This window comes from Saccharopolyspora sp. NPDC002686 (assembly GCF_040295745.1).
In the GTDB taxonomy this organism is placed as follows: Bacteria; Actinomycetota; Actinomycetes; order Mycobacteriales; family Pseudonocardiaceae; genus Saccharopolyspora; species Saccharopolyspora oryzae.
In genome coordinates this window covers 1-19,099 of sequence record NZ_JBEOVY010000131.1, presented here as the reverse complement: position 1 = coordinate 19,099, position 19,099 = coordinate 1, and the positions used below count along the sequence as shown (strand labels likewise).

General features: G+C 70.7%; 17 protein-coding genes. 11 read left to right on the top strand and 6 right to left on the bottom strand.

Translation table 11 applies throughout. The annotated features are described in order from the left end of the window. Nucleotides 1–919, bottom strand: a 919-nt coding sequence (locus tag ABTZ89_RS18855; RefSeq protein ID WP_351046300.1) for an alpha/beta fold hydrolase, incomplete at its 3' end; no start/stop codon positions are given. Further along, a complete protein-coding gene (locus ABTZ89_RS18850; RefSeq protein WP_270947919.1) occupies nt 916–1,950 on the bottom strand; it encodes an alcohol dehydrogenase family protein in 1,035 nt (344 codons plus the stop codon). The genes ABTZ89_RS18850 and ABTZ89_RS18855, both read right to left, overlap by 4 nt. Nucleotides 1,951–2,049: 99 nt before the next feature. On the opposite strand from ABTZ89_RS18850, the gene ABTZ89_RS18845 reads away from it, so the two are divergent. Next, on the top strand, nt 2,050–2,628 hold the full coding sequence (locus ABTZ89_RS18845) for a TetR/AcrR family transcriptional regulator (protein WP_351046296.1): 579 nt from the start codon (nt 2,050–2,052) through the stop codon (nt 2,626–2,628). 3 nt (nt 2,629–2,631) lie between these two features. Here ABTZ89_RS18845 and ABTZ89_RS18840 read toward each other — a convergent pair whose 3' ends face one another. Beyond that, on the bottom strand, nt 2,632–3,285 hold the full coding sequence (locus ABTZ89_RS18840) for a GntR family transcriptional regulator (protein ID WP_351046294.1): 654 nt from the start codon (nt 3,283–3,285) through the stop codon (nt 2,632–2,634). Nucleotides 3,286–3,398: 113 nt separating this feature from the next. On the opposite strand from ABTZ89_RS18840, the gene ABTZ89_RS18835 reads away from it, so the two are divergent. Together ABTZ89_RS18835 and ABTZ89_RS18830 are read left to right on the top strand one after the other, a co-directional pair. After that, the gene (locus tag ABTZ89_RS18835; RefSeq protein WP_270947916.1) at nt 3,399–4,580 is read left to right on the top strand and encodes a CaiB/BaiF CoA transferase family protein; all 1,182 of its coding nucleotides are present in this window, start codon (nt 3,399–3,401) and stop codon (nt 4,578–4,580) included. Next, nucleotides 4,577–5,770, top strand: coding sequence for an acyl-CoA dehydrogenase family protein (locus ABTZ89_RS18830; RefSeq protein ID WP_270947915.1), 1,194 nt, complete (start codon nt 4,577–4,579; stop codon nt 5,768–5,770). Before ABTZ89_RS18835 ends, ABTZ89_RS18830 begins: the two co-directional genes overlap by 4 nt. A gap of 202 nt (nt 5,771–5,972) precedes the next feature. Here ABTZ89_RS18830 and ABTZ89_RS18825 read toward each other — a convergent pair whose 3' ends face one another. Both ABTZ89_RS18825 and ABTZ89_RS18820 read right to left on the bottom strand, forming a co-directional pair. Next, a complete protein-coding gene (locus tag ABTZ89_RS18825; protein WP_351046291.1) occupies nt 5,973–6,731 on the bottom strand; it encodes an SDR family NAD(P)-dependent oxidoreductase in 759 nt (252 codons plus the stop codon). Nucleotides 6,732–6,845: 114 nt separating this feature from the next. Beyond that, nucleotides 6,846–8,309, bottom strand: coding sequence for an amidase (locus tag ABTZ89_RS18820; protein ID WP_351046288.1), 1,464 nt, complete (start codon nt 8,307–8,309; stop codon nt 6,846–6,848). 181 nt (nt 8,310–8,490) lie between these two features. Here ABTZ89_RS18820 and ABTZ89_RS18815 point away from each other — a divergent pair, with 181 nt between their 5' ends. Further along, the gene (locus tag ABTZ89_RS18815) at nt 8,491–9,648 is read left to right on the top strand and encodes an MFS transporter (protein WP_351046285.1); all 1,158 of its coding nucleotides are present in this window, start codon (nt 8,491–8,493) and stop codon (nt 9,646–9,648) included. Here the strand turns inward: ABTZ89_RS18815 and ABTZ89_RS18810 are convergent. Continuing rightward, on the bottom strand, nt 9,635–10,483 hold the full coding sequence (locus ABTZ89_RS18810) for an SAM-dependent methyltransferase (RefSeq protein WP_351046283.1): 849 nt from the start codon (nt 10,481–10,483) through the stop codon (nt 9,635–9,637). The genes ABTZ89_RS18815 and ABTZ89_RS18810 overlap by 14 nt on opposite strands. Before the next feature lie 134 nt (nt 10,484–10,617). On the opposite strand from ABTZ89_RS18810, the gene ABTZ89_RS18805 reads away from it, so the two are divergent. From ABTZ89_RS18805 to ABTZ89_RS18775, 7 genes are all read left to right on the top strand, one after another. After that, nucleotides 10,618–11,709, top strand: a complete 1,092-nt coding sequence (locus ABTZ89_RS18805) for an S-(hydroxymethyl)mycothiol dehydrogenase (RefSeq protein WP_270947910.1) — start codon at nt 10,618–10,620, stop codon at nt 11,707–11,709. Further along, nucleotides 11,709–12,338, top strand: coding sequence for an MBL fold metallo-hydrolase (locus tag ABTZ89_RS18800; RefSeq protein ID WP_270947909.1), 630 nt, complete (start codon nt 11,709–11,711; stop codon nt 12,336–12,338). Before ABTZ89_RS18805 ends, ABTZ89_RS18800 begins: the two co-directional genes overlap by 1 nt. 153 nt (nt 12,339–12,491) lie before the next feature. Continuing rightward, entirely contained in the window at nt 12,492–13,724 is a 1,233-nt protein-coding gene (locus ABTZ89_RS18795; protein ID WP_351046279.1) for a sensor histidine kinase, read from the top strand. A gap of 38 nt (nt 13,725–13,762) precedes the next feature. Continuing rightward, entirely contained in the window at nt 13,763–14,458 is a 696-nt protein-coding gene (locus ABTZ89_RS18790; protein ID WP_270947907.1) for a response regulator, read from the top strand. 267 nt (nt 14,459–14,725) lie between these two features. Beyond that, entirely contained in the window at nt 14,726–15,775 is a 1,050-nt protein-coding gene (locus ABTZ89_RS18785; RefSeq protein ID WP_351046276.1) for a Gfo/Idh/MocA family protein, read from the top strand. 77 nt (nt 15,776–15,852) lie between these two features. After that, the gene (locus ABTZ89_RS18780) at nt 15,853–18,270 is read left to right on the top strand and encodes a phosphoketolase family protein (protein WP_351046273.1); all 2,418 of its coding nucleotides are present in this window, start codon (nt 15,853–15,855) and stop codon (nt 18,268–18,270) included. Further along, nucleotides 18,267–19,099 (top strand): acetate/propionate family kinase (locus tag ABTZ89_RS18775; RefSeq protein ID WP_351046271.1); only part of this gene is annotated, 833 nt, incomplete at its 3' end. The genes ABTZ89_RS18780 and ABTZ89_RS18775, both read left to right, overlap by 4 nt.

Sequence of the window (19,099 nt, the reverse complement as noted above, 5' to 3'; positions counted from 1 at the left end):
TCGCTGCTCGGCGGAGTGCGGCAGCGCCGAGCCGAATCCGACGATCGCCGGGATCACCACCGCGGCGCTTCGGTGTCGTGGTCGGGATCGCCGCCAGGAGGATCCGGAGTTCTTCCACGATCCGGGCCGGGTCATCCTCCATGGGGAAGTGGCCTGCGCCGGGGATGGTCGCCAGGGTCGCGTTCGGGATGTCCTCCGCCAGGCGGTGGGCGTAGGCGAGTGGTTGCCAGCGGTCCTGCTCGCCCCAGATGATCCTGGTCGGGGTGGGCAGGGTTCTGAGGCGGGGAGCCACTTCTCGGGTCGGTGCCGAGTCGTAGTGGCGGACCTGGTGCTCGAAGAAGGAAGCCCGGCCGATCCTCGTCCTGTGTGGACTCAAGTAGGCCTCGAGGGTTTCGCCGGTCATGCGGTCCGGGTCGGCCACCGTCATCGCCAGCTGGCGGGTCAGCAGCGCTTCGAAGTCCTGCTGCGGCATGGCCGCGTGGTCGTCCAGGTGGTCGTGGATGATCCGCTGCCAGGTCCGCGAGGGCCAGGAGTCGTAGCTGACCGAGTCGATCAGGGCCAGGCGCTCGACGCGGTCCGGGTGCGCGGTGGTGAAGAGCTGCGCGATCGCGCCGCCGATGTCGTGGGCGATCAGGGTGCAGCGATGGATCTCCAGCTGTGCCAGCAGCTTTTCGAGGAGGTCGGCCTGGGCCGCGACCGAGGTGTCGCGGTCGACCGGGCGTTCCGAGGCGCCGTAGCCCAGCAGGTCGTAGAGCAGGACTTCGTGGCCCGCCGCTTCGAACTCCGGGAACACGTTGCGCCAGATGTGGGAGTGCGACGGCGTTCCGTGCAGGAAGACCAGCGTCTCCCCGGTGCGTCCGCGGGTGTGGCGGAGCGCCAGCCGGACGCCGTCGACGACGGTGTTGTCGGTGAGGATCATGCCGCGTCCTCGACGGTGATGACGAGCTTGCCGAAGAAGTCCTTGGCGGTGAAGGCGCGTTGGGCTTCGCGGAGCTCGTGCAGCGGGTAGGTGCCGGCCAGCAGCGGGGTCAGCTCGCCGCGCTCGACGTGGCCGATGAGCTGGGCGAAGTCCTCGTGGGTGCCGAACGACGAGCCGATCAGCTGCAGCTGGCGCAGGTAGACGGTCCGCAGGTCGGTCTCCACCAGCGGCCCCGCGATGCCGCCGGCGACGACGTAGCGCCCGAGCGGCGCGAGCATGCGCAGCAGCTGCGGGAAGGCCGGGCCCGCCACCACGTCGGCGACGACGTCGACCGGCCCGACCTGCGCGTCCAGGTCCGGTGAGTTCCGGTCCACCGCCTCGTGCGCGCCGAGCTTCAACGCGCGCTCGCGCTTCGCGCCGCTGGTCACCGCGACGACCCGGGCTCCGCGCAGCACCGCGAGCTGGATCAGCGCCGAGCCGACGCCGCCGGACGCCCCGGTGACCACCACGGTCTCCCCGCTGCCGACGTTCGCGCGGTTGAGCATGCGCATGGCCGTCGCGTACGCGGTGGGGAAGGTCGCGAGTTCGGCATCGCTGAGCGGGCTTTCGACGGCGTGCGCGTTCTCCGCCGGGACCGCGGTGTGCTCGGCGAACCCGCCGTCGCGCTCGCTGCCCAGGTACTCGGTGTCGACGAGTTCGCGTTCGCCGCCGGTGTAGAGCATCGGGTCGACGACCACCCGTTCGCCGAGGCGCGATCGGGGCACGCCCGCGCCGACCTGGTCGATGCGGCCGACCACGTCGGCGCCCTGGATGCGGGGGAACGCCAGCGGCTCGCGCCGCCAGCCCGCTGTGCCCGACGGGTCGCCCGGTGTGCCATAGGCGCCTTCGCGGGTCCAGATGTCGGTGTTGTTGATGGCGGTCGCGGCGACCCGGATCCGGACCTCGCCGGGTCCGGCCTGCGGGGCGGGCACGTCTTCGCGGTACTCGAGCTGGTCCGGGCCGCCGAAGCCGGTGAGCAGCACTGCGCGCATCAGGAACACTCTCCCATCGAGGTATACCGACCGGTGTGGTTACTACGATAGGCGCCTCGGTGCGGACGCTGTCAACCCACCGGTCGGTATAGTCGCGGCATGGCTGAAGTCGCGGAGTTGCTGGAGAAGCTGACCCCGGCCGGGCGGCGGGTGCTCGACGTCGCCGCCGAGCTGTTCTACCGCCAGGGCATCCACGCGGTCGGCGTCGAAGCCATCGCGGCCGAAGCCGGGGTGACCAAGAAGACGCTCTACGCCTGCTTCGGCTCGAAGGACCAGCTCGTCACCGCGTACCTGGTCGAACGCGACCAGCGCTGGCGGGAATGGCTGCAGAACTGGGTCACCGAGCACGCGACCGGGCCGCGCGAGGAGCTGCTGGCGGTGTTCGACGCGCTCGACGCGTGGATGAGCGGGGGCAACTTCCGGGGCTGCGGCTTCGTCAACGCGCTCGCGGAGATCCCGGACCGCGACCACCCGGGGTGGCCGGTGATCATCGGGCAGAAGCGGTGGATGCGCGACTACTTCGAGGAGCTCGCGGTGGCGGCGGACGTCGCCGAGCCGGCGGAGTTCGCGGACAGCGCCCTGCTCCTCTACGAGGGAGCGACGGTCGTGGCGTCGGCGGACGTGCCCGGTGCGGTCCGGCAAGCGCGCCGCACCGCCGAGGTTCTGCTCGCGGCCTGACGATCAGTCCACTTCGGACGCGATAGTGCCGCGCAGGGCGTCGACCGCGTGGCGGCGGTGGTCGTCGAGGAGGCGGATCAGGTCCTCGGCGCGGCGGTCCTGCGCTGCGGCGACGATGGAATCGTGCTCGTGGCGGACGCGCGCGCGGTTGGCGTCGGAGTTGTAGTAGACCGCGCGGTAGGCGTCGGTGGCGTCCCACAACGTGCGCACGACGCGCAGCAGGCGCGGCATTCCCGACGGTTCCAGCAGCGCGAAGTGGAAGCGGCGGTTGGCCGCGATCATGGCCACCAGGTCGTCGCTGTCGGCCGCTTCCTCCACGTCCCGCTGGGCGTCGGTGATCCGCGCCAGATCGGTGTCGGTGAAGCGCTCGGTGGCCACCGCGGCCGCCTCCGCCTCCAGCAGCTCCCGCATCCGGTAGACCTCCAGCAGGTCGCGCAGCGACAGCTCGGCCACCGAATAGCCCCGGTGCGGCTGGTAGACGACCTGCCCCTCGGCTTCCAGCGTCTTCAGCGCCTCGCGCAGCGGCACCCGGCTCACGCCGAGGCCCTGGGCGATCGAGTCCTGCCGGATCGGCTGGCCAGGGGAAAGCTCCCCGGACACGATGGATCTGCGCAGCTCGCCGAGGACGAACTCCTGCGTGGTGGGTGGTCGCTGCATCCCGCTTCTCCCGGTTGTTCCGCGCCCTTGACCGGCCGTCGAACAACTGTATATTGGATCCAAAATCGCGGTGACGCAAGCCACTGGTTCGCGCATCGGGGAAGGGCGGGTGCATGGAGACGTTGCCGCTGGAAGGCGTGGTCGTCGCGGACTTCAGCCGGGTACTGGCCGGTCCGTACGCGACGATGCTGCTGGCCGACCTGGGTGCCACCGTGATCAAGGTGGAGCGCCCCGGCAGCGGTGACGACACCCGGTCGTGGGGTCCACCGTGGACCGAGCACAGCTCGTCCTACTTCGAATCGGTCAACCGCGGCAAGCGCAGCATCGCGCTGGACCTCGCCGACCCGCAGGACCGGGAGACCGCGCTGGACCTCGTCCGCCGCGCCGACGTGCTGGTGGAGAACTTCAAGACCGGCTCGCTGGCCCGCCACGGCCTGGACCAGGCCAGCGCGCGGGCGATCAACCCGCGGCTGATCTACACCTCGATCTCCGGCTTCGGCAGCGCCGGCGGCGCGGACCTGCCCGGCTACGACTTCGTGGTGCAGGCGCTCGGCGGGCTGATGAGCATCACCGGTGACCCCGACGGGCCGCCGACGAAGGTCGGCGTGGCGCTGGTGGACGTGCTCACCGGCAAGGACGCCGCGCTGGGCATCATGGCCGCGCTGCGCCACCGGGAGCTCACCGGCGAGGGCCAGCACGTCGAGGTGAACCTGCTGTCCAGCCTGCTGGCATCGCTGGTCAACCAGATGAGCGGCATGCTGACCACCGGTGTCGCGCCGCAGCGGATGGGCAACCAGCACCCGAGCATCGCCCCGTACGAGACGTTGCGCTGCGAGGACGCCTTCCTGGCCGTCGCGGTCGGCAACGACGGCCAGTTCCGCAAGCTGTGCGAGGCCCTCGGGCTGATCGCGCTGCCCGACGACCCGCGGTTCGCCACGAACGCCCAGCGCGTCGCGCACCGCGCGGAACTGGTCGGCCACCTGGAGAACGTGCTCGGCGCCCGCACCGCAGCGGACTGGCAGCGCCGCTTGCAGGCTCTGGGCATCGCGTGCGGGCAGGTCAACGACCTGCCACGGGCGGTGCACTACGCCGAATCCCTGGGCCTGCGCCCGATGGTCGACCCCGGCGGCGGGGCGGCGATGCAGGTCCGGATGCCCATCGACTTCTCCGCGCACGGCAGCGCCGAAGTGACGCCGCCGCCGCTGCTCGGCGAGCACGGCAAGGAGGTCCTCGCCTGGCTGGAGGACCCCGAACGACCACTTCCCCCCATCGTCCCTAGGAGGAATTCGCAATGAGTGCCGGTGGAAAGCGCCCCGCGTTCGACCCGCGCGACCCGCTCGGGATCGACGCCGAATTCACCGCGGAACAGCTGGCGATCCGCGACAGCGTCCGCGCGCTGTGCCGCGACCACGTGCAGCCGCACGTCGCGGAGTGGTACGAGCGGGGCGAGTTCCCGCAGGCCCGCGAACTGGCCCGGGAGCTGGGCAAGCTGGGCGTGCTGGGCATGCACCTGGAGGGCTACGGCTGCGCCGGGCTGTCCGCAGTGGACTACGGCATCGCCTGCGAGGAGCTGGAGGCCTGCGACTCCGGGCTGCGCTCGCTGGTGTCGGTGCAGGGTTCGCTGGCGATGTTCGCCATCTGGCGCTGGGGTTCGGAGGAGCACAAGCAGCACTGGCTGCCGCAGATGGCCGCCGGTGAGGCGATCGGCTGCTTCGGCCTGACCGAGCCCGACCACGGTTCCGACCCGTCGTCGATGCTCACCAACGCGCGCCGCGACGGTTCCGACTGGGTGCTCAACGGCCGGAAGATGTGGATCACCAACGGCAGCATCGCCTCGGTGGCCGTGGTGTGGGCCAAGACCGACGAGGGCGTGCGGGGCTTCGTGGTCCCGACCGACACGCCGGGCTTCTCCGCGCCGGAGATCAAGCACAAGCTGTCGCTGCGCGCCTCGGTGACCAGCGAGCTGGTGCTCGACGACGTCCGGTTGCCCGCGGACGCGGTGCTGCCCGAGGTCACCGGTCTGCGCGGTCCGCTGTCCTGCCTCAACGAGGCCCGCTACGGCATCGTGTGGGGTGCGGTCGGCGCCGGTCGCAGCTGCCTGGAGGCGGCGCTGGACTACGCGACCACCCGCGAGCAGTTCGGCCGGCCGATCGGCGGATTCCAGCTCACCCAGGGCAAGCTCGCCGACATGGCGGTGCGGGTGCAGAACGGACGCCTGCTCGCCCTGCACCTCGGCAAGCTCAAGGACGCCGGGAAGCTCATCCCGCAGCAGGTCAGCTTCGGCAAGCTGGACAACGTGCGCGGCGCGATGGAGGTCGCCCGGACCGCCCGCACCATCCTCGGCGCGAACGGGATCTCCCTGGAATACCCGGTGATCCGCCACATGACCAACCTCGAGTCGGTCCTGACCTACGAGGGCACCGGTGAGATGCACGCCCTGACCATCGGCCAGGCCCTGACCGGCCTCAACGCCTTCCGCGGCTGAGCACGGGGCGGGGCGTGAGCGCGCTGCACTGAACACCGCTGCGCACTCACGCCTTCACCGCACCTGGCGCAAATTCCATTGAAATCGGACTGGCATACATCAGGCTGGGCACCCGCAGTCCAGGCGGGCGCTGAGGTTCCGCTACCGGCACCGCCACTCAGGACGAGGATGGAAGAACCTCAATGGAATTTGCGTGCTCGGGTCACCAGACGGTGAAGCCACCGTCCACGACCATGTTGCTGCCGGTGACGAAGCTGCTGGCCTCGGCGGCCAGGAACACCGCGAGCGGGCCGATCTCGCGGGGCTCGGCGACCCGGCCCATCGGGGTCTGCGCCAGCCACTGCGCGTACCACTCGGGTTGGGTGTCCTGGACGCCCTGGAGCAGTTCCGTACCGGTGTAGCCGGGGGAGATGGAGTTGACCCGCACCCCGCGGCCGCCCCACTCGCCGGCCAGCGATTTGGTCAGCATGATGACCGCGGCCTTCGAGGTGTTGTAGTGCGCCTGCGGCTGCGGGTGGTTGGAGATCAGGCCGGACATCGAGGCGATGTTGATGATCGACCCCGATCCTTGCGCCAGCATCGCCCGGCCGACCTCGCGGCAGCACCAGAACACCGCGTCCAGGTTGAGCCCCATGGTGCGCCGCCACGAATCGTCCGAAATGGACTCCGCGGCCTCGTTGCGCACCATGCCCGCGTTGTGCACCGACACGTCGATCCGGCCGTGCTCGGCCACGATCCGGTCGACGAGCGCGGCCACCGCGGTCGAATCGGTGACGTCGACCTGCTCGAAGCCGCCCCCGACCTCCTCGGCGGCCCGCCGGCCGGTGTCCGGGTTGATCTCGGCGATCACCACGTGCGCACCCGCGGTGCGCAGGGCCTTGGCGATCTCCAGCCCGATGCCCTGACCACCACCGGTGACCAGAGCGACCTTGTCCTGCAACGAGAACACGTCGTTGCCCATCCGTACCGCCTTCCCGAGCGTTGTCGCCTTCGCCGCGATCCTCCCGCCGCGTCCAGCCGCAGTGAACCAGCGATCGCCCACCCGGACCACCCGCACCGCAGCGCAGAACGCGTTTCAGCGGAGGAGGGGCGGGAGCACGCGGTGGGTCCAGTCGGTGGCGCGCTCATAGGAGTGGGCGAGTTGGAGGAGCGGCCATTCCGAGTGGTTGCGGCCGATCAGCTGGACGCCCATCGGCAGGCCCTCCGCGTTGCAGCCGACCGGGAGGTTGGCCACCGGGTGCCCGGACAGCGTCCACGGCGCCACCACCTCCATCCAGCGGTGGTAGGTGTCCATCGACCGGTCGCCGATCTCCTGCGGCCAGCGCTGCTCGGCGTCGAACGGGAACACCTGCGCGCTGGGCGCGAGCAGGAAGTCGTACTCGTCGAACAGGTCCGACACCGCCGCGTACCACTGTTCGCGGCCGGTGAGCGCGCGGCTGATGTCGGAGGCCTGGAGCCGGTGGTAGTTCTCGACCTCGAAGATCAGCTCCGGTTTGAGCAGCGCGCGCTTGGCCGGGTCGTCGTAGAGCTCGGCGTGGTTGCGCCCGACCGTCCACGACCGCCACAGCAGGAACGTCTCCCACGCCTGCTCGACCGGCAGCCGCTTGACCACCGGCTCGACCGAGCAGCCGATTTCGCCGAAGGCGGCGAAGGATTCGGCGCACAGGTCCAGCACTCCGGGCTCGGTGGGCAGGTGCCCGTCGAAGTCGCCGACCCAGCCGATCCGCGCGCCGTCGAAGTCGCGGTCCAGCGGTCCGGCGAACAGCTCCGGATCCTGCTCGATGCTCAGCGGTGCGCGCTCGTCGGGACCGGCCATCGTGGACAGCAGCATCGCCACGTCCCGCACCGTGCGCCCCATCGGGCCGACGACGGAGGGCGAGCTGAGGAAGCCCTCGGTCGGGATGCGCCCGAAGCTCGGCCGCAGCGACACGATGTTGTTCCAGGCGGCGGGATTGCGCAGCGAGCCCATGAAGTCGCTGCCGTCGGCGACCGGCAGCATCCGCATGGCCAGCGCGGCGGCGGCGCCTCCGCTGCTGCCGCCCGCGCTGCGCGTGGTGTCGTAGGGGTTGAGCGTCGTGCCGAACACCGGGTTGAAGGTGTGCGAGCCGAGGCCGAACTCGGGCACGTTGGTCTTGCCGATCACGATCGCGCCGGCCTCGCGCATCCGCCGCACGTGCAGCTCGTCGTCGACCGCGATCGACTCGGCGAACACCGGCGAACCCTTGGTGGTGGCCAGCCCCGCGGCATCCGAGAGGTCCTTGATCGCGACCGGGAAACCGTGCATCCAGCCGCGGTGCTCACCGCGGGCGAGCTCTTCGTCGCGCTGCCGGGCTTCGGCCAGCACGTCCGCCTCGTCGCGGCGGGAGACGATCGCGTTCACCGCCGGGTTGAACCGGTCGATGTGGGCGAGGTAGGTCTGCATCACCTCGACGCAGCTGACCTCGCGCCGGGAGATCAGCCAGGACAGCTCCACCGCGTCCAGCAGCACCAGGCCGGGGATCTTCGAAGCGGGCAGTCCGGAACCGGGCGCTACCGACACGCTGTTTCCTCCTGTGTCCGATCAACCCCACGACCTTCGCGTTCGTCGAGGCCGCACGTCAACCGCCTTCTCGACGGCAGCGGTGGGGCAGAGGCGTGCATCACGTTAGCGTTGCTAAAAGCCATTCGGGTTTCCAGGCTGGAGTGATCGGGGACACCGCTCGACGTCGAGGAGGGCCGGGATGACCGCAGTGGCAGCGCAGCGGACGGTGGGGACCGTGCGAGTGCTGTCGTCGGTCGCCGCGGTGGTCACCGTCGGGGTGTTCCCGGTGTTCCTCGTCGGCGGGCTCGGCGTGCAGCTGCAGCGCGAGTTCGGCTTCGGCGCGGCGATGCTCGGAGTCGGCGCGGCGGGCTTCTTCGGCGTCGCGGCGATCTCGTCGCGGACGATGGGCTGGCTGGTCGAGCGGATCGGCGCCCGGCTGGGCATGCGGATCGGGGCCCTGGGCAGCTCGCTGTGCCTGTTCGGGATCGCCGCCGCGCCCAGCTCGTGGTGGCTGCTGGGGCTGCTGTGGGTGGGCGGCCTGCCGAACTCGCTGGCACAACCCGCCTCGAACCTGCTCATCGCGCAAGGAATTCCGGTCAACCGGCGCGGCATGGGCTTCGGCGTCAAGCAGTCCTCGATCCCGGCGGCCACGCTGCTGGCCGGGGTCGCGGTGCCCGCGGTCGCGCTGACCATCGGCTGGCGCTGGGTCTTCGTGATCGCCGGGGCGATCGGGCTCATCGCCGCGATCGCGGTGCCCCGGCTGCCGGAGGCCGAGCGGTCGAGGTCCGGACGCGCCGGGCGGAGCGGCAAGGGCGCGAGCCGGAGTGCTCTCGTGCTGCTGGCGATCTCCGGCGGTCTCGGTTCGGCGGCGGCCAACGCGCTCGGCGCGTTCGTCACCACCACGGCGGTCGAGGTCGGTTTCAGCCCGTCGGCGGCCGGACTGGTGCTGTCGCTGGGATCGGCGACCGGGCTGGTGATCCGGCTGTGCGCGGGCGTGGTCGCCGACCGCTGGAACCCGAACCTGGTGCGGGTCATCTCCGGGATGCTGCTGATCGGTTCGATCGGGTTCGCGCTGATGGCGGTGGACTCGCCGGTCGTGTTCCTGCTCGGGGTGTCGATCGGGTTCGGCGCCGGCTGGGCCTGGCCGGGCCTGCTGAACTTCGCGGTCGCCAAGATCGCCCCGGATCGCGTGGCCAGCGCGACCTCGTTCACCCAGACCGGCGTCTACCTCGGTGGCAGCTCGGGACCGCTGCTGTTCGGCGTCTTCGCCGAGCACGCGGGACTGGCCGGGGCCTGGCTGGCGGCGGGCGGGGCGGCGATCATCGCAGGTGTCCTGCTGCTGTTCATCCGCCGTTGACGGACTGGACCGGGATGCCGGTGTCGCCGGACTTGCGGGCCACCCCGCCGTAGAGCAGGTGGTACCGGTTGGTCGCGGAAGTCGGCTGACCGGGGTCGGGGCGCCAGTCGGCCAGGTAGGTCGCGCCGGGCGGCAGGACCTCGAAGTCGCCGAACAGCTTGTCGATCCAGCTCGTCTCCCGCGGGTGCAGCGGATCGGAGGTCTCGGCGTAGAAGTCGGTCAGCGTGCGCGCCGCGTCCGGGGCGCGGGTGCCGGTCAGGTGCGAGACCACCAGGTAGCTGCCCGGTACGAGGGCGTCGCGGTAGGCCTCCACCAGGCCGAGCGGGTCGTCGGAGTCGGGGACGAAGTGCAGCACCGAGGTCATCAGCAGCCCGACCGGCTCGTTCAGGTCGAGCAGGTCCTGGGTCTCCGGGGCGAGCAGGACCGATGCGGGGTCGCGGCAGTCGGCCCGCAGGATGTCCGCGCGCGGCTCGCCGGCCAGCAGCGGTTTGCTGTGCGCGACGGTCAGCGGCTCGTTGTCCACGTACAGGACCCGGAAGTCGCGGGTGCGCCGGCACGCCACCTCGTGCAGGTGCCCGATGGTGGGAGTGCCGGAACCGAGGTCGAGGAACTGGCGCACCCCGCGGGCGAGGAGGAACTCCACGGTGCGCCGCAGGAACGCCCGGTTCTCCTGGTAGACGGCCCCGATGCCCGGCAGCTCCTGCTCGATGCGCTCGGCGAAACTGCGTTCGACGCCGAAGTTGTGGCCCCCGCCCAGGAAGGCGTCGTAGATCCGGGCAGCGGCGGGCCGGGTGATGTCCATCTGCCGCGCCGGCGGAGTGCGCGTGTCGACCATGGTTCCCCCTTCTCCGCTGGAATCGTACAGTAGTCATCGGGTAACACAGAGTGTTCGTGATCTGCTCGCGCGCCGCTCTTGCCGATGGTCGTGCGCGCATATCACGATGAGTGGCTCGCAATTGGTGCATTCCCATGGAGGTGCTCGTGACCGACGTCCGCGCGGTGGTGTCGACAGGCAAGGGCAGGCCTGTCGAGGTGGTGACCATCGACGTCCCGGATCCCGGACCCGGCGAAGCGGTGGTGAAGGTGCAGGCCTGCGGGGTGTGCCACACGGATCTGCACTACCGCGAAGGCGGTATCAGCGACGAGTTCCCGTTCCTGCTCGGCCACGAGGCGGCCGGGATCGTCGAGGCTGTCGGCGAGGGCGTCGAGGACGTGCAGCCCGGCGATTTCGTGGTCCTCAACTGGCGCGCGGTCTGCGGCGTGTGCCGGGCGTGCAAGCGCGGTCGGCCGCAGTACTGCTTCGACACCCACAACGCCAGCCGGCCGATGACGCTCGACGGCACCCCGCTCTCGCCCGCCCTGGGCATCGGCGCCTTCGCGGAGAAGACCCTGGTGCACGCCAAGCAGTGCACCAAAGTGGACCCGACGGCGCGGCCGGCGGTGGCGGGGCTGCTCGGTTGCGGCGTGATGGCCGGGATCGGCGCGGCGGTCAACACCGGTGGCGCCGGGCCGGGCGACTCGGTGGCCGTGATCGGTTGCGGTGGTGTCGGCGACGGTGCGATCGCGGGCGCGAACCTGGCCGGGGCGCGCCGGATCATCGCGGTGGACACCGACCCGAAGAAGCTGGAGTGGGCGCGGCAGTTCGGCGCCACGCACGTGGTCAACGCCGCCGAGACCGACTCCGTCGCGGCGATCCAGGAGCTCACCGGCGGGTTCGGCGCGGACCTGGTGATCGACGCGGTCGGCCGGCCGGAGACCTTCAAGCAGGCCTTCTACGCGCGGGACCTCGCGGGCACGGTGGTGCTGGTGGGCGTGCCGACCCCGGAGATGACGCTCGAACTGCCGCTGCTGGACGTCTTCGGCCGGGGCGGTGCGGTGAAGTCCAGCTGGTACGGCGACTGCCTGCCGGAGCGCGACTTCCCGACGCTGGTGGAGATGTACCAGCAGGGCCGGTTGCCGCTGGAGAAGTTCGTCAGCGAGGAGATCCCGCTGGACGGCGTGGAGGAGGCCTTCGCGAAGATGGCCCGCGGCGAGGTGCTGCGCTCGGTGGTGGTCTTCTGATGGCCGTGCGCATCGACCACGCCACCACCTCGGGCACGTTCTCGCTGGACGGTCAGACCTTCGACGTCGACAACAACGCCTGGGTGGTCGGCGACGACGCCGAGTGCGTGGTCATCGACGCCCCGCACGACGTCGAGGCCATCCGCGCGCTGGTCGGCGACCGCGAGGTGAAGGCCGTGCTGTGCACGCACGCCCACGACGACCACGTGCGCAAGGCGCCGGAGCTGGCCGCGGCGGTCGGCGCCCCGATCTGGCTGCACCCCGACGACATGGTGCTGTGGAACCTCACGCACCCCGACCGCGAACCGGACGGCGAGCTGGCCGACGGCCAGGTGGTCGAGGTCGGCGGGATCGGCCTGCGGGTGCTGCACACGCCCGGCCACGCGCCGGGCGCGGTGTGCCTTTACTCGCCGGAGCTGGGCGTGGTGTTCACCGGGGACACGCTGTTCGCCGGTGGCCCCGGCGCGACCGGCCGGTCCTATTCGGACTTCGGCACCATCACCGAGTCCATCCGGGACAGGTTGCTGCCGTTGCCCGAGGACACCGAAGTGCGTCCCGGGCACGGCGACAGCACGACGATCGGTGCGGTGCGGACGCAGTTCGACGAGTGGGTCAAGCGCGGCTACTGATCGCGCCCGCACGGTCAGCGGGTAGGTTCTCGGTACCACTTTCGGCGGATGAAGCTGCGCGGTGCAGTGCGGATGATCTTGCCGGTGAGCGGTGTCAGGACTGCTCACGGCTGGTATCGCGAGCCTATCCGCGCACCGTGTGAGGCAGGTCCGATGGTCGATCATGCGCTGGGCCGCACTGCTGCGGCGACTTCGCGAACGGGGTTGTGGGCCTGGCTCGTCGAGCACCGCGCGGTGCTCGGCGACATCGCGTTCGTGCTGGTGCTGGCGGTCGCGCACGGCTTCGACCTGTCCATCGGCGAGCACCCGCCGTGGATGGACTGGTGGTGGCCGATGGTGGTGAGCGTGCCGGCCACCGCGATGCTGGTGCTGCGGCGGCGGATGCCGTGGACGGTGCTGCTCGTGGTGTTGGCGGTGACCGTCGCGCTCACCCTGCTCAAGCTCTACATCGGTGGCCTGAACCTGGCGATCCTCGTCGCGATCTACTCGGTCTGCGTGCGCGGCTCGCTGGTGGTGGCGGTGGTGGTCGGGTTGATCGCGATGGTCTACCCGGTCACCGAGATGGTCGTCTACGAGATGACCCCGGTGGAGAGCTTCCTGCGGATCACCGGCGGGGTGGTCAACCTGGTGATGGTCATCGGCTGGGCGCTGGCGATGCAGGTCGGGCGGCGGCGCGCGGCGCAGCTGGAGCAGACCCTGGCGATGCTCGACGACGCGCGCGACCAGCTGGCCAGGGACGCGGCGGCGGTGGAACGGGCCCGCATCGCGCGGGAGTTCCACGACATCGTCTCGCACAACCTGTCGGTGGTGGCACTGCGCGCGGGCGTTGCGCGGGCGCTCATCGACCGCGACCGGGAACACGCGCGGCAGACGTTGCAGGAGCTGGAGCAGAGCTCGCGGAGTGCGCTGGGGGAGATGCGGCACCTGCTCAACGCCCTCCGGGACCGCAACTCCGCGGGGCAGGACCCGATGGACTGGCAGCCGATGCCGGGGCTCGACGGGGTGGACGCGCTGATCGACTCGGTGCGCGGCGGGCAGGTCGAGTGGCGGTTCGACCGGCGCGGGCAGGTCCGCGAGCTCGGCTCCGGGGTCGAGGTGACCGCCTACCGGATCGTGCAGGAGGCCATGACCAACGTGCTCAAGCACGCCGGCTCCGGGCGGGCGCGGGTGGTGCTGGACTACGGCCCGAGCGCGTTGCGCATCGAGGTGACCAATCTGGTCGGCGCGGGGGAGGTACCACCGGTGTCCCATCTTTCGGGACATGGGCTGATCGGTCTGCGGGAACGCGTTGCGCTGCTGGGCGGAACCTTGACCGCGCATCCGATTTTGAACGGATTTCACCTTGAAGCCGTGCTACCGTGCGGCGAAAATTCGGACCTGGCCTGACTCGGAAGTCGGGCCGGCCCGGACCGAGGAGGCCCCGCGTGGAAACAGAGGACACGACTGTCCTGGTGGTCGACGACCAGGCGATGATCCGCGCGGGACTCGTGGCGCTGCTGTCCAACGAACCCGGCCTGAGGGTGCTGGCCGAAGCGGCGGACGGGGACGCGGCGTTGGCCGCGGTGCGGCGCCGCCGCCCCGACGTGGTGCTGCTGGACGTGCGGATGCCCGGCAAGGACGGCATCCGGGCCGCCGCCGACATCATCGCCGAGACCGGCGGGGAAACCGCTGTGATCATGCTGACCGTGCACGACCTCGACGAATACGTCTACGCCGCGCTGCGCGCCGGGGCCAGCGGATTCCTGCTCAAGGACGCCACCCCGGAAGACCTGGTCAGAGCGGTGCGCACGGTCGCGGCCGGAGAAGCGCTGCTGGCGCCACGGGTCACCAAGCGGCTGCTGCAGCGGTTCGCCGCGCTCGGCGTCCGCGACGCGCGCAGCGAGCTCAGCGCGCTGACCGAGCGGGAGCTGGACGTGCTGCTCGAGGTGGCCAGGGGCGGGTCCAACGCCGAGATCGCGCGCAACCTCGGACTTGCGGAGCTGACCGTCAAGTCGCACCTGTACCACGTGATGCAGAAGCTGCACCTCAGCTCGCGCACCCAGCTGGTGATCACGGCCTACGAAACCGGTTTGGTCTGCCCCGGCCAGGACAACAGGGACCTCCGCCAGGCCTCGGCCTGAGTACCTGTCTGAAGCTCTCGTTTTGGGTGGCGGTGCGGGTAGCGGAACCTCAGCGCCCGCCTGGACTCCGGGTGCCCGACTTTATGTATGCCAATACACGGCAGTCGGGCCGTCCTCGCCAGGCGAACGCTGAGAACCCGCGGCGGTGCAAGCTGCGGGGGTGGGCTAAACGCCTCCGGCGTTTTCAAGACAAAGATCAAGAACCAGGATCAAAACAGGATCTGATGCACCCGCGCCCCGGCGACGGCGGAGCGGTCTAATGGGGACATGAGTTCTGCGTTGCGAGTCGGTCTTGTCGGGTATGGCGTCGGGGGTGCGATCTTCCACGCGCCGTTGATCGCCGCGCATCCGTCGTTGCGGTTGTCCGCCGTGGTCACGGCGAATCCCGAGCGGCAGCAGCAGGTGCGTGCCGAGCACCCGGATGCCGCTGTCGTCGACGACATGGACTCCTTGCTGGCCGGGGATCTGGACCTGGTCGTCGTGGCCAGTCCGAACCGGACTCACGTCGAGCTGGCCACCGCGGCGCTGGACGCCGGGCTGCCGGTGGTGGTCGACAAGCCGTTCACCCCGACCGCGGTGGAGGGGCGGAAGCTGATCGAGCACGCCCAGGCCAAGGGGCAGCTGCTGACGGTCTTCCAGAACCGCCGGTGGGACAACGACGTGCGCACCGTGGCCAAGCTGCTCGGCGACGGCGAGCTGGGCCGGGTGCACCGCTTCGAATCGCGGTTCGAGCGCTGGTCGCCGACCCCGAAGCCGACCTGGCGCGACTCCGGCGGCGCGGAGGACGTCGCGGGCCTCCTCTACGACCTGGGCAGCCACCTGATCGACCAGGCCCTGCAGCTGTTCGGGCCGGTCGCGGCGGTGTACGCCGAGCTCGACCGCCGCCGCGAAGGCGTGCAGGCCGACGACGACTCCTACGTGGCGCTGACCCACACCAACGGGGTCCGCTCCCACCTGTGGATGAGCAAGCTGGCGGCGCAGTCGGGCCCGCGCTTCCGAGTGCTCGGCGACCGCGCGGCGTTCACCAAGCACGGGCTCGACCCGCAGGAGGCGGAGCTGCGCGCGGGGCGCCTGCCGGTGGACGGCACCTGGGGCCGCGAGCCGGAGGAGAACTGGGGAGTGCTGGGCGTCGGCGACGACGTCCGCCGCGTCCCCAGCGAACCGGGCGACTACCTGGCGTTCTACGACGGGGTCGTCAGCGCGCTGCGCGACGGCACACCGCCGCCGGTCGACCCGGCCGACGCCGTGGCGGCCCTGGACATCATCTCCGCTGCTCGCCGCTCGGCCGCCGAGATCACCGTCGAGCGGTTGCTCTAGCGCCCGGCGGCACGAGTTGCGATCCGGCTCCGGCCCCCCACGCTGAATGGCGGGGCGCCGAAGGTGAGGAGCCGCGGATGAGCGAGACCAGCGTCGAGGCCGGTAGCGCCGCGTGGAGCACCACTCCGGCCGTGACCGAGCACCTCGAGCGGCCGGAGCTGGACAGCCTGCAGCTGTGGTGGCGGGCCGCCAACTACCTCTCCGCCGGGCAGATCTACCTGATGGACAACCCGCTGCTGCGGGAGCCGCTGCGGCCCGAGCACGTCAAACCCCGGCTGCTCGGGCACTGGGGCACCACGCCGGGGCTGAACTTCGTCTACGCGCACCTCAACCGGGCGATCCGGCAGCGCGACCTGGACATGATGTACGTGATCGGTCCGGGACACGGCGGGCCCGGGCTGGTCGCGGCGGCGTGGCTGGAAGGCACCTACAGCGAGGTCTACCCCGACGTCGCGCAGGACCACGACGGCCTGCGCCGGCTGGTCACCCAGTTCTCCTTCCCCGGCGGGATCCCCAGCCACGTCGCGCCGGAGACCCCGGGGTCGATCCACGAGGGCGGTGAGCTGGGCTACTCGCTGTCGCACGCCTTCGGCGCGGCCTTCGACAACCCTGATCTGATCGTGGCGTGCGTGGTCGGCGACGGCGAGGCCGAGACCGGTCCGCTGGCCACCAGCTGGCACGCCAACAAGTTCCTGGACCCGGCCACCGACGGCGCGGTGCTGCCGATCCTGCACCTCAACGGCTACAAGATCGCCAGTCCGGCAGTGCTGGCGCGCATTCCCGACGACGAGCTGCTGGGGCTGCTGCGCGGCTACGGCTACGAGCCCTACCTGGTGTCCGGATCGGTGCCGGAGCCGATGCACCACCTGTTCGCCGCGACGCTGGACCGGTGCCTGGACGAGATCCGCTCGATCCACCGCCGAGCCCGCCGCGACGGCTGGGTGCAGCGACCGCGGTGGCCGATGATCGTGCTGCGCACCCCGAAGGGCTGGACCGGACCCTCCACTGTGGATGGAATGCAGGTGGAGGGGACGTGGCGCTCGCACCAGGTCCCGATCCCCGATCCGCGCGGCAACCCGGAACACCTGCGCCAGCTCGAGAACTGGCTGCGCAGCTACGAACCGGCCGCGCTGTTCGACGCCGACGGCGCTCCGGTGCAGCGCGTCAAGGACCACAACCCGACCGGTCACCGCCGGATGAGCGCCAACCCGCACGCCAACGGCGGACGCCTGCTGCGGGCACTGCGGCTGCCGGACTTCCGGGACTACGCGGTGACCGTCGAAGAACCCGGGGCGACCACCGGCGAGGCGACCAAGGTGCTCGGCCGGTTCCTGCGCGACGTGCTGCGCCGCAACGCCGAGGAGCGCAACTTCCGGGTGTTCGCGCCGGACGAGAACAACTCCAACCGGCTCAACGCGGTCCTCGAAGCCACCTCCCGCGCCTGGTGCGCCGAGACCGAACCGGACGACGAGGCGCTGGCCCCCGACGGCCGGCTGATGGAAGTCCTGTCCGAGCACACCTGCCAGGGCTGGCTGGAGGGCTACCTGCTCACCGGGCGGCACGGGTTCTTCTCCTGCTACGAGGCGTTCGCGCACATCGTGGACTCGATGGTCAACCAGCACGCCAAGTGGCTGAAGGTGAGCAACCGGCTCGCCTGGCGGTCGCCGATCGCCTCGCTGAACTACCTGCTCACCTCGCACGTGTGGCGGCAGGACCACAACGGCTTCTCCCACCAGGACCCCGGGTTCATCGACCACGTGGTGAACAAGAAGGCCGAGGTGGTGCGGGTCTACCTGCCGCCGGACGCCAACACCCTGCTGTCGGTGCTCGACCACTGCTTGCGCAGCCGCGACTACATCAACGTGGTGGTGGCCGGCAAGCAGCCCGCACCGCAGTACCTGGACGTCGAGGCCGCGGTGGTGCACTGCACCAAGGGCATCGGGATCTGGGACTGGGCCAGCAACGACCAGGACGGCGAACCGGACGTGGTGCTGGCCTGCGCCGGGGACGTGCCGACGATGGAGGTGCTGGCCGCCGTCGAACTGCTCCGCGGCCACTTCCCGGACCTGCGGGTGCGGGTGGTCAACGTGGTGGACCTGATGCGGCTGGAGCACGAGCGGGAGCACCCGCACGGCCTGTCCGACGCCGAGTTCGACAGCCTGTTCACCCGGGACCGGCCGGTGATCTTCAACTACCACGGCTACCCGTGGCTGATCCACCGGCTGACCTACCGGCGCCGCAACCACGACAACTTCCACGTGCGCGGCTACAAGGAGGAGGGCACCACGACCACGCCCTTCGACATGTGCGTGCTCAACCAGATCGACCGCTTCAACCTGGCCATCGACGTGATCGACCGGGTGCCGAGGCTGGGGCCGAGCGCGGCGTACGCGCGGGAGGCGTTGCAGGCCAAGCTGATCGAGCACCGGCACTACATCTCGGTGCACGGCGAGGACATGCCGGAGATCCGGGACTGGAAGTGGTCGGCGCTGTGAGGGTGCTGACCGTCAACGCCGGGTCCAGCAGTCTGAAGCTGGTGCTGCTGGACGGCGACGAGGTGGTGGCCCACGAGCACCTGGAGCGCTGGGAGGGCGAGGCGGAACCGATCCGCCGGTTCCTGGACGACCACGGGGCCGACGCCATCGGGCACCGCGTCGTGCACGGCGGTACCCGGATCGTCGAGGCGGCGGTGGTCGACGACGACGTGTTCGACTACCTCTCGTCGCTGACCGAACTCGCGCCACTGCACCAGCCGCGAGCTCTGGGCGGGCTGCGCGCTGCTCGTGCGATCGCGCCGGACACGCCGTCGGTGGCGTGCGTGGACACCGCCTTCCACGCCGGGCTCCCCGCGGCGGCGGCGACCTACGCGCTGCCCCGCTCGTGGAACCGAATGTGGTCGTTGCGCCGCTACGGGTTCCACGGCCTTTCGCACTCCTACGCCGCGGTGCGCGGCGCTGAACTGGTCGGGTTGCCGCCCGGACAGGGCAGAGTGCTGTGCTGCCACCTCGGTGCGGGTGCATCGATGGCTGCGGTGCGCGACGGGCGCTGCGCGGACACCACGATGGGCTTCACGCCGGAAGAAGGCCTGGTCATGAACACCCGAAGCGGCACCATCGATCCCGGGCTGATCGGCTACCTGATCAACACCAAGGGTTTCGTGCCGCAAGAGCTGTTCGACGTGCTGGCGAAGCACTCCGGGCTGGCAGGCCTGTCCGGGACCTCGGGCGATCTGCGCGAGGTGCTGGCGGCGCGCTCCGGCGGGGACGAAGACGCGTCGGTGGCCTTCGACGTCTACCGGCGCAGCTTGGTGCGGCACGCGGGAGC